The organism is Pseudomonas abyssi, assembly GCF_003444685.1.
GTDB classification, from domain to species: Bacteria; Pseudomonadota; Gammaproteobacteria; order Pseudomonadales; family Pseudomonadaceae; genus Halopseudomonas; species Halopseudomonas abyssi.
The window spans coordinates 985,280-1,002,744 of sequence record NZ_LMAZ01000001.1; the positions used below are offsets into that span (position 1 = coordinate 985,280).

General features: G+C 61.4%; 14 protein-coding genes. 6 read left to right on the top strand and 8 right to left on the bottom strand.

From position 1 onward, the window contains the following. Positions 1-13: 13 nt before the first annotated feature. From ASB58_RS04595 to gloB, 7 genes are all read right to left on the bottom strand, one after another. Entirely contained in the window at positions 14-1,648 is a 1,635-nt protein-coding gene (locus tag ASB58_RS04595; RefSeq protein WP_118129504.1) for an ABC transporter ATP-binding protein, read from the bottom strand. Between the two features lies 1 nt (position 1,649). Next, positions 1,650-2,681 carry an ABC transporter permease gene (locus ASB58_RS04600; RefSeq protein WP_096004609.1) on the bottom strand — a complete coding sequence of 344 codons (1,032 nt, stop codon included), beginning with the start codon at positions 2,679-2,681 and terminating at the stop codon, positions 1,650-1,652. A 3-nt stretch (positions 2,682-2,684) separates the two neighbouring features. Beyond that, on the bottom strand, positions 2,685-3,758 hold the full coding sequence (locus tag ASB58_RS04605; RefSeq protein ID WP_083728983.1) for a microcin C ABC transporter permease YejB: 1,074 nt from the start codon (positions 3,756-3,758) through the stop codon (positions 2,685-2,687). Between the two features lie 2 nt (positions 3,759-3,760). Further along, a complete protein-coding gene (locus ASB58_RS04610; RefSeq protein WP_118129505.1) occupies positions 3,761-5,638 on the bottom strand; it encodes an extracellular solute-binding protein in 1,878 nt (625 codons plus the stop codon). Between the two features lie 17 nt (positions 5,639-5,655). Next, positions 5,656-7,488, bottom strand: a complete 1,833-nt coding sequence (locus ASB58_RS04615; protein WP_235827215.1) for an extracellular solute-binding protein — start codon at positions 7,486-7,488, stop codon at positions 5,656-5,658. A gap of 215 nt (positions 7,489-7,703) precedes the next feature. Beyond that, positions 7,704-9,227 (bottom strand): LysM peptidoglycan-binding domain-containing protein, encoded by a 1,524-nt coding sequence (locus ASB58_RS04620; RefSeq protein ID WP_235827218.1) that lies wholly within the window; start codon positions 9,225-9,227, stop codon positions 7,704-7,706. Positions 9,228-9,308: 81 nt separating this feature from the next. Continuing rightward, positions 9,309-10,088, bottom strand: a complete 780-nt coding sequence (gloB, locus tag ASB58_RS04625) for a hydroxyacylglutathione hydrolase (protein WP_118129507.1) — start codon at positions 10,086-10,088, stop codon at positions 9,309-9,311. Between the two features lie 126 nt (positions 10,089-10,214). On the opposite strand from gloB, the gene ASB58_RS04630 reads away from it, so the two are divergent. Genes ASB58_RS04630 through dnaQ form a run of 3 tightly spaced genes read left to right on the top strand, consistent with a single transcriptional unit; the run spans position 10,215 to position 12,172 of the window. Next, positions 10,215-10,988 carry a class I SAM-dependent methyltransferase gene (locus ASB58_RS04630; protein ID WP_096004614.1) on the top strand — a complete coding sequence of 258 codons (774 nt, stop codon included), beginning with the start codon at positions 10,215-10,217 and terminating at the stop codon, positions 10,986-10,988. Further along, positions 10,985-11,437: a ribonuclease HI gene (gene rnhA / locus ASB58_RS04635; RefSeq protein ID WP_096004615.1), complete on the top strand. Its 453-nt coding sequence runs from the start codon at positions 10,985-10,987 to the stop codon at positions 11,435-11,437. Before ASB58_RS04630 ends, rnhA begins: the two co-directional genes overlap by 4 nt. Before the next feature lie 3 nt (positions 11,438-11,440). Further along, a complete protein-coding gene (gene dnaQ / locus ASB58_RS04640) occupies positions 11,441-12,172 on the top strand; it encodes a DNA polymerase III subunit epsilon (protein ID WP_118129508.1) in 732 nt (243 codons plus the stop codon). A gap of 76 nt (positions 12,173-12,248) precedes the next feature. Here the strand turns inward: dnaQ and nhaB are convergent, their stop codons facing one another. Continuing rightward, positions 12,249-13,742 (bottom strand): sodium/proton antiporter NhaB, encoded by a 1,494-nt coding sequence (gene nhaB, locus ASB58_RS04645; RefSeq protein WP_096004617.1) that lies wholly within the window; start codon positions 13,740-13,742, stop codon positions 12,249-12,251. A gap of 357 nt (positions 13,743-14,099) precedes the next feature. Here nhaB and ASB58_RS04650 point away from each other — a divergent pair, with 357 nt between their 5' ends. From ASB58_RS04650 to nudC, 3 genes are all read left to right on the top strand, one after another. Further along, positions 14,100-14,912 (top strand): crotonase/enoyl-CoA hydratase family protein, encoded by an 813-nt coding sequence (locus ASB58_RS04650; RefSeq protein ID WP_118129509.1) that lies wholly within the window; start codon positions 14,100-14,102, stop codon positions 14,910-14,912. A 96-nt stretch (positions 14,913-15,008) separates the two neighbouring features. Then, complete coding sequence (locus tag ASB58_RS04655; protein WP_118129510.1) at positions 15,009-16,619, top strand: FimL-related protein; 1,611 nt, start codon at positions 15,009-15,011, stop codon at positions 16,617-16,619. Next, a complete protein-coding gene (nudC, locus tag ASB58_RS04660; protein WP_096004620.1) occupies positions 16,616-17,452 on the top strand; it encodes an NAD(+) diphosphatase in 837 nt (278 codons plus the stop codon). Before ASB58_RS04655 ends, nudC begins: the two co-directional genes overlap by 4 nt. Positions 17,453-17,465 lie beyond the last annotated feature (13 nt).

Here is a 17,465-nt window from a genome sequence, read left to right on the forward strand (position 1 = left end):
AGTACTTTCCTGTTTAGTGCATGGCCGTATCGGCCCTGTTATCGGTTTGCGGCAGGGCAAAGGCCGCTTCCAGCAGCTGACGGGTATAGTCATGCTGCGGTGAAGCGAAGATTTCGCCTGCCGGTCCCTGTTCGACTACTTCGCCCTGGCGGATCACCATCAATTGATGGCTGAGAACCTTGACCACTGCCAGGTCGTGACTGATAAACAAATACGTCAGATTGTACTTCTGCTGCAGACTGCGCAGCAGCTCTACCACTTGCCCCTGTACCGTGCGATCCAGTGCCGACGTTGGTTCGTCGAGCAGGATCAGCTTGGGCTTGAGCACCAGTGCCCGGGCAATCGAGATCCGCTGCCGCTGGCCGCCGGAAAACTCATGCGGATAGCGGTGGCGGGTCTCTGGATCCAGGCCGACTTCTTCCAGCGCCTGAATCACCATCTGTTCGCGCTCCTCGTCCGTGCCGATGCGGTGGATCTCCAGCCCTTCGCTGATGATCTGACCCACTGACATGCGCGGGCTCAAACTACCATACGGGTCCTGAAACACCACCTGCAGCTCGCGGCGCAGCGGACGAACCTGCTGCTGACTGAGACCATCGATCCGCGTGCCGTCACATTCAATCAGGCCCTGACTGTCGATCAGTCTGAGCAGCGCCATACCCAGCGTCGTTTTGCCTGAGCCGCTTTCGCCAACGATGCCCAGCGTCTGGCCCCGGGGCAGACTGAAGCTGATGTCGGTGACGGCCTTGACGTGGTCTACCGTACGGCGCAGCACGCCTTTCTTGATCGGAAACCAGACTCGCAACTGCTCTGCACGCAGAATCTCGGCGGCGTCTGGATCAACAGCAACCGGCTCTCCACGCGGGTCGGCTGCGAGCAGCTGACGGGTGTATTCGTGCTGCGGAGAGTTGAACAAGGTAGCGCAGTCATTTTCTTCGACGACGTTACCGCGGTACATGACACATACCCGGTGGGCAATTTTACGCACCAGATTCAGATCGTGGCTGATCAGCAGCAATGCCATGCCCAATTTCTGCTGCAGTTCGCGCAGCAGTTCAAGGATCTTCAGCTGCACGGTCACGTCGAGTGCTGTGGTCGGTTCATCGGCAATCAGCAGTTCCGGCTCGTTGGCCAGCGCCATGGCAATCATCACCCGCTGGCGTTGGCCGCCGGACAGCTCGTGCGGGTAGGCGCCCAATCGCTTGCGCGGCTCCGGAATGCCCACCAGATCCAGCAGCTCCAGTGTGCGTTCACGCGCCTGGAGCTTGTTCAGGCCTTTGTGCAGCGCCAGAACCTCACCGATCTGGCGCTCCACGGTGTGCAGTGGGTTCAGTGAACTCATCGGTTCCTGAAAGATCATCGAGATGCGGTTGCCACGTACCTTGCGCAGGTTTTTTTCGTCTGCCTTGAGCAGGTCTTGTCCGCTGAACTCAATGACGCCGCTCGGGTGTGATGCGGTCGGGTAGGGTAACAGGCGCAGAATGGAGTGGGCGGTTACGGACTTGCCAGAGCCGCTTTCGCCGACCAGTGCCAGCGTCTGGCCCGGACGAATATCAAAGCTGACATCCTTGACCGCCATGGTCTGATCGTTGCCCTGACGGAAGGCGACGCTGAGATTGCGGATACTGATCAACGGTTGTTCGCTCATCTCATTTCCTTGGGTCGAAGGCATCGCGCAGGGCCTCACCGATAAACACCAGCAGGCTGAGCATCAGCGACAGTACGACGAAGGCGGTGATCCCCAGCCATGGGGCCTGTAGGTTGGATTTGCCCTGGGCGATCAGCTCGCCCAGCGACGGCGCGCCCGGCGGCAGGCCGAAGCCGAGGAAGTCGAGAGAGGTCAGGGTGATGACGCCGCCGGTCAGAATGAACGGGAAGAAGGTCAGGGTAGCGACCATGGCGTTGGGCAGAATGTGCCTGAACATGATTACCTGGTTGCTGGCGCCGAGGGCGCGAGCGGCGCGCACGTACTCCAGATTGCGACCACGCAGGAATTCGGCACGCACCACATCCACCAGCGCCATCCAAGAGAACAGCAGCATGATGCCCAGCAGCCACCAGAAATTGGGTTGTACGAAGCTGGCCAGAATGATCAGCAGGTAGAGCACTGGCAGGCCCGACCAGACCTCGATGAAACGCTGGCCGAACAGATCGATGCGCCCGCCATAGAAGCCCTGCACTGCGCCGGCAATCACGCCGATGATCGAGCTGAAAATGGTCAGCGTCAGCGCAAACAGCACGGAGATGCGGAAGCCGTAGATCACCCGCGACATCACGTCCCTTGCCTGGTCATCGGTGCCCAGCCAGTTGTCCGCCGACGGCGGTGCGGGGGCGGGCACCTGCAGGTCGTAGTTGATGGTGTCGTAGTGATAGGGGATCGGCGGCCAGAGCATCCAGCCATCGCCGGCGTCGGTGATCAGCTCCTGCACGTAGGGGCTACGGTAGTCGGCTTCGATCGGAAACTCGCCGCCAAAAGCGGTTTCCGGATAGCGCTTGAACACCGGAAAGTACAGCTCGCCCTGATAGCCCACGGCCAGGGGCTTGTCGTTGGCAATCAGCTCGGCGCCCAGACTCAGTACAAACAGCACCATGAACAGGTGCAGCGACCACCAGCCACGGCGGTTGGCACGAAAGCGAGCAAAGCGGCGCTGATTGAGCGGGGACAGATTGAACAGGCGCATGGATCAACCCTCCCGGCTGCTGAAGTCGATGCGCGGATCGACCAGGGTGTAGGCGATATCGCCGATCAGCTTCACCACCAGGCCGACCAGGGTGAAGATGTAGAGGGTGCCGAACATGACCGGGTAGTCGCGGTTGATCGCCGCCTCAAAGCCGAGCAGGCCGAGGCCGTCGAGGGAGAAGATCACCTCGATCAGCAGCGAGCCGGTGAAGAAGATGCTGATCAGCGCCGAGGGGAAGCCGGCAATGATCAGCAGCATGGCGTTGCGGAACACGTGGCCATAGAGCACGCGGCGCTCGGACAGGCCCTTGGCGCGGGCGGTGACCACGTACTGCTTGCCGATCTCGTCGAGAAAGCAGTTCTTGGTCAGCATGGTCAGGGTGGCAAAACTGCCCACGACCATGGCAAAGATCGGCAGCACCAGATGCCAGAAATAGTCGAGTATCTGCTCGCCGGTACTCATCTGCTCGAAGTTGTTGGAGGTCAGCCCGCGCAGCGGGAACCAGTCCAGATAGCTGCCGCCGGCGAACAATACGATCAGCAGGATCGCCAGCAAAAAGCCGGGGATGGCGTAGCCGACAATGATCAGCGAGCTGGTCCACACATCAAAGGCTGAGCCGTGCTTGATGGCCTTGCGAATGCCGAGCGGAATGGAAATCAGGTAGGTCAGCAGGGTGGTCCACAGCCCCAGCGAAATGGAGACGGGCATCTTCTCCAGAATCAGATCGGTTACCTTGGCGTCGCGGAAGAAGCTGTCGCCAAAGTCGAACTGCAGGTAGCCCTTGATCATCAGCCAGAAGCGTTCATGGGCGGGCTTGTCGAAGCCGTACATGCGCTCGATCTCGGCAATGATGTCCGGGTCCAGTCCCTGCGCGCCACGGTAGTTGCCGCCGCTGGCGACTTCGCTGCCGCCACCACCGACCCGGCTGGTAGCGCTGCCCTCAAAGCCTTCAAGGTTGGCAATCATCTGCTCGACCGGGCCGCCAGGCGCCGCCTGGATGATCAGGAAGTTGATCAGCAGGATGCCGAACAGCGTCGGGATTATCAGCAGCAGGCGACGGATAATGTAGGCGAGCATGCTTATTCGGCCTCTGGCGCGGCATCGCCTGCGTTGTCTGCGGCTGCGGCTTGTGGTTCCGCCACTTGTTCCTGTTCGCTGCGCAGACGTTCATCCTTGGCGGGGTCTACCCACCAGGTGTAGAGCCCAAGGTCGTACTTCGGCGGTTGCTCCGGATGCCCGAACTTGTTCCAGTAGGCGGCGCGATAAACCTTGGTGTACCAGTTGGGTACGACCAGGTGCAGCGAGCGCAGCGCGCGGTCCAGGGCGTGGGTGTAGGTGACCAGTGACTCGCGCGAGTCGGCTTGGATCAGGCCCTCAACCAGGGTGTCGATCGCCGGGTCTTTCAAGCCCATCAGGTTGCGACTGCCCGGGTTGTCTGCACTGGAGGAGTGCCAGTATTCGCGTTGCTCATTGCCCGGTGAATTTGACTGGCCAAAGCTGGTGACCACCATGTCGAAGTCGCGTGAACGCAGGCGGTTGATGTATTGCGATACATCGACGCGGCGCAGCTCCATGTTGATGCCGAGCGAGGCCAGGTTGCGCTTGAACGGCAGCAGCACGCGCTCAAACTCTGCCTGTACCAGCAGGAATTCAAATTGCAGGGGCTCGCCTTCGGCGTTGACCAGTTGATCGTCGACAATCTGCCAGCCTGCCTCCTGCAGCAGTGCATAGGCTTCGCGGCGCTGCTCACGAATAGTGCCGCTGCCATCGGTTTTGGGTGGCGTCCAGACCGGCCCGAAAACGCTGGCTGGCAACTGGTCGCGCAGTGGTTCAAGTAGTTCCAGTTCGTCAGCGTCAGGTTCGCCTTGGGCAGCCAGTTCAGAGTTGTCGAAGTAACTGGTGGTGCGAGTGTAGGCGCCATGGAACAGCTTGGCGTTCGACCATTCGAAATCGAACAGCAGAGCGATGGCCTGGCGCACCCGTGCGTCGGCAAAGTAGGGCTTGCGCATGTTGAAGACGAAGCCCTGCATGCCCTGAGTGTTGTTGTTCGGAATCTCTTCCTTGATGATCCGGCCGGCCTCCAGTGCCGGGCTGCTGTAGCCGGTTGCCCAGTTTTTGGCGGCCATTTCCTGGTTGAAGTCGAACTGGCCGGCCTTGAAGGCCTCCAGCGTGACGTTGCCGTCGCGGTAGTAGTCGACGACGATCCGGTCGAAGTTGTAGAAGCCGCGCTGCACCGGCAGGTCTTTGGCCCAATAGTCTTTCACTCGCTCAAAACTGACACTGCGACCGGGGTGCACCTGACCAATCTGGTAGGGGCCGCTGCCTAGTGGCGCTTCCAGCGAGCCCTTACTGAAGTCGCGACCTTCCCAGTAGTGTTTGGGCAGTACCGGCAGTTGGCCCAGCACCAGCGGTAGCTCCCGGTTGCCGCTGTGTTTGAAGTGAAAGGTGACGCTGTGCGCATCGTCGGCGACGACCCTATCCACATCGTCGTAGTAGGCACGATAGAAGGGCGCGCCTTGCTCGATCAGGGTGTTGAAGGTGAACACCACGTCGTCGGCGGTGATCGCTTCGCCGTCATGAAAGCGTGCTTCGGGGCGGAGCTTGAATCTGACCCAGCTGCCGTCCTCGGCCTTCTCGATGCTTTCGGCAACCAGCCCGTATTCGGTGAAGGGCTCGTCGAGTGAGTGGAACGTCAGGGTGTCGTAGATCAGGCCAAGTTGCTCGGCAGATGTGCCGCGGCTGATGTAGGGGTTGAGCGAGTCGAAACCGCCAAAGCCGGACAGTCTCAGTGTGCCGCCTTTGGGCGCGTCCGGATTGACGTAATCGAAGTGAGTGAAGTCGGCGGGGTACTTGGGTGCCTCATCATAGAGCGTAACGGCATGTTGTGGTGCGGCCTGCAGGGCGCCTGTGGCACTCATCAGCAGGGCCAGGCTGCAGGATTTCAACGAGAGTCGCATTCAGGTCCCTTGTTCTTCTATTGTTGCGCCGGCGCCTGCCACCAGCTGCGGATCGACAGCGAGTAGGGCGGAATCTCCGGGGTGCGGAGCCAGCTGCGGTAGGCGATGCGGTGGTAGTCGATATACCAGTTCGGAATCGTATAGTGCTGCCACAGTAATACTCTGTCGAGGGCGCGTGCGGCGGCAACCTGCTCACTGCGGCTGCTGGCGGCGCCCAGGCGCTCGACCAGCTGGTCGACCACCGGGTTGTTGATGCCCGCATAGTTGCGGCTGCCTTTGACGTTGCGCTGGCTGGAGTGGAAATAACCAAACTGTTCCAGTCCCGGCGACAACCCTTGGGGCAGGGTGGTGAGGATCATGTCGTAGTCAAACTGATCCAGCCGTGCCTTGTACTGCGCCCGATCCACGGTGCGAATCTGCATGTCGATCCCCAGGCGCGCAAGGTTTGCGCGATAGGGTTGCAGGATGCGTTCCAGGCTTGAGTTGACGAGCAAGACTTCAAAGCTCAGCGGCTCGCCGTCATCGTTTTCCAGGCGCCCGCGGCGCAGTTCCCAGCCCGCTTCGGCAAACAGCTCCACGGCCTCGCGCAGGGTGTCGCGTGGGATTCCCCGGCCATCGGTCTCAGGTAGACTGAATGGCTCAAGAAAGAGTTCCGAGGGCAGTTGATCGCGAAACGGCGAGAGGTAAAGAAACTCTTGCCCGGCCGGAATGCCGGTAGCGCTGAAGGGACTGTTCGGGTAGTAGCTCAGCGAGCGCTGATAGGCATCGTAGAACAGCACCCGGTTGGACCATTCAAAGTCGAACAGCATGCCCAAAGCCTTGCGCAGGGCCAGGCTGTCGAAGGGCGTGCGGCGGGTATTGAAGAACATGGCCTGGGTGGGGCTGGGGATTTCATGCGGCACGGCGCGTTTGATTACCTCGCCATTGGTCACCGCAGGGAAGGCGTAGGCGTTGGCCCAGTTGCTGGCTTTGTGGTCGATGTAAATGTCGAATTCGCCGGCTTTGAAGGCCTCAAAGGCGACGCTGTTGTCGCGATAGAACTCCACTTCCATACGGTCGAGGTTGTACTTGCCGCGGTTGATCGGCAGGTCGCGCCCCCAGTAGTCCTCCACGCGCTGAAAGCTGATGCGCCGGCCCGGGTCCACACTGCTGACCCGGTACGGGCCGCTGTTCAGGCCGGCCTGGAAGGTGGTGCTGGCAAAGTCGCGCCCCTGCCAGTAATGCGCTGGCAGCACCGGCAGTTCGCCCAGGCGCAATATCAGTAGCGAGTTGCCGGGGCGGTTGAAGACAAAACGGATACGTCGCTCACCCAGAATGTCGATGCGGCTGACGTCCTGCAGCACCGAGCGATAGTTGGGGTGCCCCTGTTCCTTCAGCAATCGGTAGGAGAAGGCGACGTCCTCGGCGGTAATCGGCTCGCCGTCGTGAAAGCGCGCTTCTGGCCGCAGGTTGAATACGACCCAGCTGCGGTTGTCGGCAAACTCCAGGCTTTCGGCAATCAGGCCGTAGGCCGAGTACGGCTCGTCACCGGAGGGGTCGTAGACGCCGCTGCCCACCATCAGCGGCTCGTTCAGCTCGCTGATGCCAAATTGGCCAAAGTCGCCGGTGTTGATCGGGCTGGTGCCCTTGAGGGTGTACGGGTTGAGCGTGTCGAAGGTGCCGCTGCCCATGACCCGCAGGGTACCGCCCTTGGGCGCGTCAGGGTTGACGTAGTCCAGATGCTCGAAGTTGGCGGGGTACTTGGGTTGGCCGTAGAGCGAGTAACCATGCTGGCGGTAGAGGGTCGCCCAGGCGGGTTGGGTGAGGGTAAACAGCAGCGCCAGGCACAGCATTCGAGACAGCAGGGGCATGACTTTTCGCACGATAAGGTGGCCGATGGCTGACGGCATTGCCCGGGCTGCACGTCGATTGACAGCTGGTGTCGGCGCGCCGTCAGCGATGGTGCCAACGCTACCATTGTGCGACGCCGGGCGGAAGCCCGGCACCGTGTTTAGGGAAACACTGATTAACTCGGCCGATCCTCCGGCCCGAGCGCCCCGCGGGGCGAGCGGCGTTTTGCGCTTGCTTAGCGCACGAACAGAGTGAGCTGCTGACCCGGTTGCAGGTAGCGACCCAGCTGGTTCCAGTCGCGGATCTTGTCGATATCCACATTGAAGCGTTGGGCGATGGTGTACAGCGAGTCACCGGAACGCACGGTGTAGGCCACACGGCGCGTATCGCCATCAGCGCTGGTGCCAGCGGTCTGCAGTACCAGGGTGTCACCAACAGTCAGGCCGTTGCTACTGAGGTTGTTGTCGCGCTTGATGCGGTTGACCGTGGTGCCGTGGGCGCGGGCAATGGTCCAGAGGTTGTCGCCGGGCTGGATGCGGTAGCGCAGCGAGTCGGCGCCAGCCAGCGTGTTGGTAGCCGGCGCGGCGGGGCTGCCGGCCAGTTGCGGCAGCATCAGCGTCTGACCCACGCGCAGCAGGCTGCCATTGATGTCGTTGACGTCGCGAATCACGCTGACGCTCAGCTGGTGACGTTGGGCGATCTGGGACAGGGTGTCGCCGCGGCGTACCCGGTAGTGCTGGTAGTTGACGCGCTCGTTGGCTGGCAGGCTGGCCAGCGCGGCGGTGAACTGCTCCACATGGTCGACCGGAATGAGCAACTGGTACTCGCCGTTTGGTGCGGTCACGCGTTGATTGAAGGCCGGGTTCAGGCTGAGCAGCTCGTCGGTGGACAGGTCGGCCAGTTCGGCGACCTTGTGCAGGTCGATCTGCTGATCAATGGCCACGCCAGCGAAGTAGGGCTCGTTGGCCAGGCTGGGCAGCACAGTGCCGTAGGCGGTTGGGCTGTCGACGATCTGAGCCAGGGCCAGCAGTTTGGGCACATAGTTCATGGTTTCGCGCGGCAGCTGCAGGTTCCAGTAATCGGTCGGCAGGCCGAGGGCTTCATTGCGCTTGATGGCACGGCCAACGCAGCCTTCGCCGCAGTTGTAGGCAGCCAGGGCCAGCAGCCAGTCGCCATCGAAGTAGCCGTTGAGCAGCGTCAGGTAGTCAAGGGCGGCGGCGGTGGATGCGGTAATGTCGCGGCGACCGTCGTACCACCAATCCTGACGCAGCGAGAAGTTGCGCCCGGTAGAGGGGATGAACTGCCACAGGCCGGCGGCCTGGGCACTGGAGATCGCCTGCGGGTTGTAGGCGCTCTCGATAAACGGCAACAGGGCCAGTTCCAGTGGCATCTGGCGCTCGTCCAGTTGCTCAACCACGTAGTAGAGGTAGCGTTGGGCGCGTGCAGAGGTCAGCTCGAAATAGCGAGTCTGGCTGGCAAACACGATACGTTGCTGGTCGATGCGCGGGTTGTCGATAGAGGCCGGATCGAGGGTGAAGCCGGCGCGAATGCGGCCCCACAGGGTGTGCGGTTTGCTGGCTTGGGGAATCGGTTCGAGAACGGAGGGGGGGACAACGGGAGCGGGGAAAGGTGACGCGGCGAGTGGCTCGACGGGCTGGTCGAGCTGTCCCGTCTGCCGGTAGCCCTGGCTGTCGGTGGTTTGACAGCCACTGATCAGCAGCATCGCTCCGAGGGAGGCTGCTGACAGCAATTTGGGCAAGATGGCAGATTCCGTGATTCGCATGTAGGACCCCAAAAAAATGAGGTCGATTCTATGGGCGGGTTTTTAACCGGTCAACGGTTAAAAACTGTCCTTCCATGACCTTACAGTTGCAAAGGTTTCTACGCCCGGCTTCAGGTCGCGATTTGCCTGCCTGCTGGCGGCCTGCGTCACAGCGTCGCACTCGGCCCGCAGGAACGGATTGGTGCGTTTTTCCAGAGCCAGATCGGTTGGCAGCGTCATGCGGTCGGCGGCGCGCAGCTCTTCCACGACTTCCAGGCGTACACGAATATCGGCGTTGTCCGGCTCTACTGCATGGGCAAAGCGCAAGTTGGCCAGGGTATATTCGTGGGCGCAGTAGATGCGGGTGTTGTCTGGCAGCGCAGCCAGACGTGAGAGCGAATGGTGCATCTGCTGCGGCGTGCCCTCGAACAGGCGACCGCACCCGCCAGCAAACAGGGTGTCGCCGCTCAGCAGCCAGGGGTCGCCAGCGTTGTCGCAGAAGAAGGCAATGTGGCCGAGGGTGTGGCCGGGTACGGCAATCACCTCCAGCTCCAGGCCGAACAGGTGCAGGCGATCGCCGTCGCTGAGGGCACGGTCGCGGCCGGGGATGTTCTCGTCTGCGGGGCCCCAGACGCGGCACTCGGTGGCCGCCTTGAGGGTGTTGACGCCGCCAACATGGTCGGGGTGGTGATGGGTCACCAAAATGTGGCTGAGGCTGTATTCCGGGTGTCGACCGAGCCAGGTGATTACCGGCCGGGCGTCGCCCGGGTCAACCGCGGCAACCTGCTGGCGCTGCTCGTCGATCAGTAGCCAGATATAGTTGTCATTGAAAGCCGGTAGCGCGATAAAGGTAGACATGGGCAGGCTATTCCTCGAGATATTCTTGGTTTCGTTGTCGACCAGGGTGCAGCCTACCATTGCACGACCCCGATGTACTGGTTCGGACAAATACACAGAGTGGGGTGATACCCCGGTGGAGATGACATGGCTCGCGGTGAGGCGGCAGGGTCAATAAGCCAGGCTGATCTGATGCGATTGCTGCAGGAGGCGCGCCAGTGGCTGGCGTCGCCGGCCGGTTGCATGCTGTTGGACGCCGAGCGGCAAGTGCAGCGCGAGGTGCTGTCGGCGTGTTTTGGCCAGCACCTGGTGCAGTACGGGCTGGCTCCCCAGCTGTTGACGCCGGAGGTGCGGGTGCTGCGCCATTGCTGGTTGCTGGACATGCGTGGCGAGGGTGAGAGTATTGCTACCGAGGAGGCTCGTTGGCCTTTTGCACCGCAAGCGCTGGACGTGGTGGTGTTGCATCATGGGCTGGACTTCAGCCTGTCGCCGCGCGCCTTGCTGCGCGAGGCCAGCCAGGCCGTGCGGGCTGGTGGCCACCTGCTGATTTTTGGCTTCAACCCGCTGAGCACCTGGGGCTGGCAACACTACCTGGGGCGTGACTGGTTTGGCGAGGCCGGCTTTGTCAGTCCGGCGCGGCTGGAGGACTGGCTGGAGCTGCTGGGGTTTGCGGTGGAGAAACGATTGGATGGGTGTTATCGTCCGCCGCTTGCATCGCCGACCTGGTTGCGACGCCTGGCTTTCCTGGAATCCTTTGGACAGCGTGGCGGGCTGCCTGGCGGCGGATTCTACTGCCTGCTGGCGCGCCGCCAGATGCTCGGCGCCACGCCGCAGCGTGAGCGCGGCCGGGTCTTCCCTACGCTGGTGATGCCGCCCTTGGCTGCCGGCAGTCGGCAGGCGCATAAACGGAATGGCCGATGACCCAAGCGATTGAAATCTTTACCGACGGTGCCTGCAAGGGCAATCCTGGCCCGGGCGGCTGGGGCGTGTTGCTCCGGCTGGGCGAGCATGAAAAGCGTCTTTACGGCGGCGAGCTGGACACCACCAACAACCGCATGGAGCTGCTGGCTGCCATCCGCGGTCTGGAAGCGCTCAAGCGACCCGCTTCGGTGATTTTGACCACCGACTCTCAGTATGTCATGAAGGGCGTGCGCGAGTGGATGCCCAACTGGAAAAAGCGTGGCTGGAAAACCGCCAGCAAGCAGCCAGTGAAGAACGTCGATCTCTGGCAGCAGCTGGATGCGCTGGTCAGCCAGCATGAGGTCGAGTGGCGCTGGGTACGCGGCCATACCGGCCATCGCGAAAATGAACTGGCCGACGAGCTGGCCAATCTGGGTGTCCAGTACATCCTCAGTGAACGGAAGGGTTAACGCATGCGTGAAGTGGTACTGGATACCGAAACCACGGGTATCGAGCACAAGGAAGGGCATCGGATTATCGAGATCGGCTGTGTCGAGGTGATTGGCCGGCGCCTGACCGGGCGGCACTATCACGTCTACATCAACCCGCAGCGCGACATTGATGAAGGCGCCCAGGCGGTACACGGCATTTCCGCCGAATTTCTCGCAGACAAGCCGCTCTTTGCCGACATCGCCGATGACTTCATGAACTTCATCAGCGGCGCTCGGCTGGTCATCCATAATGCCGCGTTCGACGTCGGCTTTATCGACAGCGAGCTGACCCGTCTCAATCGTGGGCACGGTGTTGTGGCAGACCATTGCTCGGTGCTGGATACCCTGGCGATGGCGCGGGAGAAGCACCCGGGCCAGCGCAACAGCCTGGATGCCCTGTGCAAGCGCTACGGCGTGGACAACTCTCAGCGCGACCTGCACGGCGCGTTGCTGGATGCCGAGATTCTGGCTGATGTCTATCTGACCATGACCGGTGGCCAGACGGCGCTGTCGCTGGCAGCCAACGGCCAGGGTGATGGTGAAGGGGGTGATACAGCCAGCGCGATTCGGCGCATCGACCCGGCGCTGCGTCAGCAATTGCAAGTGTTGCGCGCCAGTGACGCCGAGCTACAGGCCCATGAGGCGCGACTGGACGCGCTGGAAAAATCAGCCGGCTTTGCCTTCTGGCGCGGTGCGCCGGAGCAGCAGGGGTAATCGCCGGGATTCAGCCCTGCCGGCACAGACAAAAACGCCCCGCTCAGCGGGGCGTTTTGCGTTGATGAGGTTGCGATTACAGCCAGTAGGTCACCGCAAACAACCCCACGCCACCCAGCACCAGCGTGTAGGGCAACGCCATAAAGACCATGCGGCCATAGGACAGGCGCACCAGCGGGGCAATGGCGGAGGTCAGCAGGAACAGGAAGGCCGCCTGGCCGTTTGGCGTCGCCACACTCGGCAGGTTGGTGCCGGTATTGATGGCGATGGCCAGGTGCTCAAACTGCATCGGCGTGATCTCGCCCGCATCCAGTGCCTGCTTGACCTCGCTGATATAGACGGTGGCGACGAACACGTTGTCGCTGATCATCGACAGCACGCCGTTGGCGATAAAGAACATGCTCGGTTGCTGCTCTGGCGGCAGCGCCAGCACGGCGTGGATGATCGGGCTGAACAGATGCTGTTCATGGATCACCGCAACAATCGCGAAAAACACCACCAGCAGCGAAGTGAAGGGCAGCGCCTCCTGGAAGGATTTGCCGATTTGATGTTCGTCGATGATGCCGTTGAACGACGCAATCAGGATGATCACCATCAGGCCGATAAAGCCGACTTCCGCCAGGTGTAGCGCCAGGCCAACGACCAGCAGCACGGCGGCCAGGGCCTGAATCAGCAGGGCTGCACGTTGCGGGCCGCGACGTTTGGCTTGTTCGCTGGCGGCAAAATCCTCCAGTACGCGGCGTACTGGGCGGGGCAGGCGAGCGCCGTAGCCGAACCAGCTGGTTTTCTCCAGCAGCAGGCAGGTCAGCAGTCCGCAGGCCAGTACCGGCATGCTGACCGGCGCCATCAGCAGGAAGAACTCGACGAAGTCCCAGCCGGCTACTCCGGCAATCAGCAGGTTCTGGGGTTCACCGACCAGTGTGCAGACGCCGCCCAGGGCGGTACCCACCGCGCCGTGCATCAACAGACTGCGCAGAAAGGCGCGGAACTGCTCCAGGTGCTCGCGGTGGCGCGGGTCTTCGTCAGGGTCGAGGGTGCTGCCGTCACCGGGGCCAGCAGAAGCCACCTTGTGATAAACCCCGTAAAAGCCGACTGCAACGGTGATAATCACGGCGGTCACCGTCAACGCGTCGAGGAAGGCCGACAATACCGCCGCCACCAGGCAGAACAGTAGCGCAAGCACGGATTTGGAGCGCACGCCAAGGATCAGCTTGGTGAACGTCAGCAGCAGCAGGTCCTTCATAAAGTAGATGCCGGCGACCATGAACATCAACAGCAGGATCACTGGAAAGTTGCCCAGTACCTCGCGATACAGGGCGTCTGGTGTCGTCATGCCGATGACCAGGGCCTCCAGTGCGAGCAGGCCGCCGGGTAACAGGGGGTAGCACTTGAGGGCCATGGCCAGGGTAAAGATGAACTCCACCACCAGCAGCCAGCCTGTCAGGTAGGGGCCGAGCAGCCACATGGCGAGTGGGTTGAGCAATAGAAAGGCGACAATGGTGCGCTTGTACCAGCCCGGCGCCTGGCCGAGAAAGTTCTGCGCCAACGCCGGGAGGAGGGCATCAGACATGGTGAAAGTCCTGTTTCAAGTGGGAAAGTGCGTTGAACAGAATGCTGGAGTGGGTCAGTGGCCTGTTCGACGTACTCTCACCAAGGCGCCGGAAGCTTACCGCAAATTGCCGTGTGGTGTGGCCCCCCGATAGTCGATGTTGCAGGGGTCTTTGGTCCCGGCCGGCGTGAGCCGGCGCAGGAGCCTTTACCAAGTCGCATTTTCAGTATCTTAGGCGGGTTTGCTGAGTTTTTGGTTATGGTGTTTGCCTGTCGGCTTGTTATAGTCACGTTACTCTATTCGTCTGGTAGTGGTATCTGATTTGGATCATGTTCAGATCGGCTGCCGGATGCATCCTCAAAAAAAGAAGGTCTGAAAATGCCGGAGTTCAAGACACTGCTGGTGGAGCAACTGGGCAAGGTGGCTCACATCCAGATTAATCGTCCCGACAAGATCAACGCGATGAACCGCGCGTTCTGGGAAGAGATGATCCAGCTGTTCGACTGGATTGACGAGACCCCTGAGATCCGTTGTGCGGTTATTTCCGGCGCGGGCAAACACTTTTCCGCAGGGATCGACCTGCAGATGCTGGCCGAAGCTGCTGCTGGCATGGACCCGGATATCGGTCGCAAGGCCGAAGCGATTCGACGCAATGTATTGAAGCTGCAAGAGTCCTTCAACGTGATTGATCGCTGCCGCAAGCCGGTCATTGCTGCGATTCACGGCTATTGCATTGGCGGTGCGATTGATCTGATTTCTGCCTGTGACATGCGTTACAGCACGGAAGATGCTCATTTCTCCATCAAGGAAATCGACATGGGCATGGCCGCCGACGTCGGCACCCTGCAGCGATTGCCGCGCATTATTGGCGATGGCATGATGCGGGAGATGGCCTACACCGGCCGTGCCGTGCTGGGCACCGAGGCCGCACGCATTGGTCTGGTCAACCGCACCTGGGCTGATCACGAGCAACTGTTGGCTGGCGTGCTTGAACTCGCGCAAGAAATCGCCAGCAAGTCACCATTGGCCATTCGCGGCACCAAGGAAATGATTCGCTTCAGCCGCGATCATAGCGTCGAGGACGGTCTCAACTATATTGCGACCTGGAATGCAGCCATGCTGCAGTCTGATGACCTCAAGAACGCTGTGATGGCACACATGAGCAAGCAAAAGCCGGAGTTTGCCGACTGATCGGCCAGGGCGCAGCGCAGGGACGGTGGGGGACTGAAAGCTATGTTAACCGGTAGCACGTCGCTAGATCTTGTCAGGGATGAACTCTTCACCAGCATGGGTGAGGTAGAGGATCTCCTGCAGCAGTTTCTGGAAGACAGACAGAATGGCAGTCTGTTGCAGCAGTCGATCGAGGGTCTGCAGCAGTTGCGTGGCACCTTGGCGCTGATTGAGCTCAAGGGGGCTGCCGAACTGCTCGACGAGATGATTGAGCTGGCCACCGACATTCCGGTGCATGAAGGCGAGCAACGTAACGAACCTTTGGCGGCCCTGTGTGACGCCCTGTTTCTGCTCCAGCGCTACCTGGATCAGGCGCGCCAGGCTGGCAGCGAACGCCCGGAGTTGCTGCTGCCGATGATCAACCAGTTGCGCCGCCATCGCAGCGGCGCAGCGCCCTTGCCAGACAGCCATTTCTACCCGCTGCCGGTGGCAGGCTTGCCGCTGAATCTGCGCCCCGGGGTGACAGAAGACCCGAACCCGAAAACCTTTGCCCGCCTGCGTCAGATGTATCAGTTGGGCCTGCTGGGGCTGCTGCGCGAAGACGCTGCCGCCGCCACGCCGCTGATGCAGCGCGCGCTGCTGCGTTTTGAAACCTGCATGAGCAGCCGTATGGCGACCCTGTGCTGGGTTGCCGGAGCGGCGCTTGAGGCTCTGGAGCAGGCCGGACTCGAGCTGACCCCGGTGCGCAAGCGCCTGTTTGCCCAGCTCGACCGGGAAATCAAACGCCACGGCGCCGCCAACGATGGCGCTTTCAATGACGAGCTGCTGCGAGAGCTGCTCTATCTGGTTGCGCTGGCCGACTCCAGCTGCATGCGCTGCCAGGAGGTATCACGCGCCTATCAGCTGCCCGATCCGGGCTACACCGAAATCGAAATTCAGGATGCCTTCGCGAAGTTGCGTGGTCCGGGCATTGATGTGATGCATTCGGTCGCCGAAGCCTTGCGCGAAGAAATTACTGCCATCAAGGATTTGCTGGACCTGCTGGCACGCAATGCCGGTGACCCGGAACAGTCGCTTGAAACCCTTAACGGCAGCCTGGAACGTCTTTGGAAGACGCTGAACATGCTGGATATTCGTGCCGAGTCCGAAGGGATCAAAGCGGCTGCCGCCCAGCTCAGCCGCTGGGAGAGTGGCGATATGGTTGCGCTGGAGCAGGTGGCTGATGCCGTGCTGCGCGCAGAGACGGCGGTCAACCGGCTTGATGCGTCCGGCGATGAAGCTGAGACGGCGACCGCCGATGGGGCTGGTTACGGCGAGCCGCTGGAGCTGAAGGAGGCGCGCATCGTTTTGATCGAAGAATCGCAGGCGGGTCTGGCCCTGGCCAAGCGGGCGATCACCGCCTATATGGAATCGGGCAATGATGCCATGCACCTGCTTAACGTTCCGCCGTCACTGGAAACCGTGCGCGGCGGCCTGGTCTTCCTGGGCATGACGCGTGCGGCCAATGTGATTCAGATGGCCGCCAGCTTTATCCGCGAAACCATGCTTGAGCGCAAGCAAGTGCCGCAGGATGCTCAACTGGAGGTGCTGGCCGACGCCTTGACCAGCATTGAATTCTATCTCGAGTCGGCCGAGCGAGCCGCCGTCGCGACCGGCGATGTACTGGCGCTGGCGGAGGAAAGCCTGGCCGAGCTCGGCTACGCCGTATCGGGGACCCCCTCTGCATGAGATCTTTCCGGCTGTTTGAACCAGCCACCCGTTTGCAATCGACCGCCTCGCAAGGGGTGGTTGTGGTCTATCACCAGAATCAGTTTGCAATGTTCGAGGGGCGCTTGCTGCTCGATCCGGATCAGGTGATGTACTTTGGTGATACCGGCCATCGCCTGATGCTTGGGCATGTGGATGGGCGGCCCTGCGAATTGATTCACCTGAGCAATACGCTGGATATGCCCGGTGTCAGCTGGCACGGCCTGCGTACCCTGATCGGTCAGGTGGATGATGCCCTGTTTCGCCTGCTTGGCTTGGCTCAGCAACTGGATGCCTGGTATCGCGGCCACCGTTTCTGCGGCAGTTGCGGCGGTGCGATGCAGCCGCGAGAGGATGAGCGGGCGATGGAGTGCCAAGCCTGCGAGCGCCGGGATTACCCGAAGCTGGCGCCGTGCATCATCGTTCTGATTACCCGTGGTCGAGAGATTCTGCTGGCCCGTGCGCCGCACTTTCCGCCTGGCTTTTTCAGCACCCTGGCCGGCTTTATCGAACCGGGTGAATCCGCCGAGGAATGCCTGCACCGGGAGGTCAAGGAAGAGGTCAATCTGGAGGTCGACCAGCTGCGCTATCTGGGCAGCCAGAGTTGGCCTTTCCCTAATTCGTTGATGCTCGGGTTTCACGCCGAGTATGTGAGCGGCGAGATTGTGCCGCAGCCCGGGGAAATCGAAGAGGCGCACTGGTGGTCAGTGGATGATTTGCCACGGCTGCCACCCAAGGGCACTATTTCGCGCTGGCTGGTGGATTGTTACCTGGCCCAACTTGACGGCGCGCCGGTTCCGCCCGTTCCCGCCTGAGCTACGCAAGGAG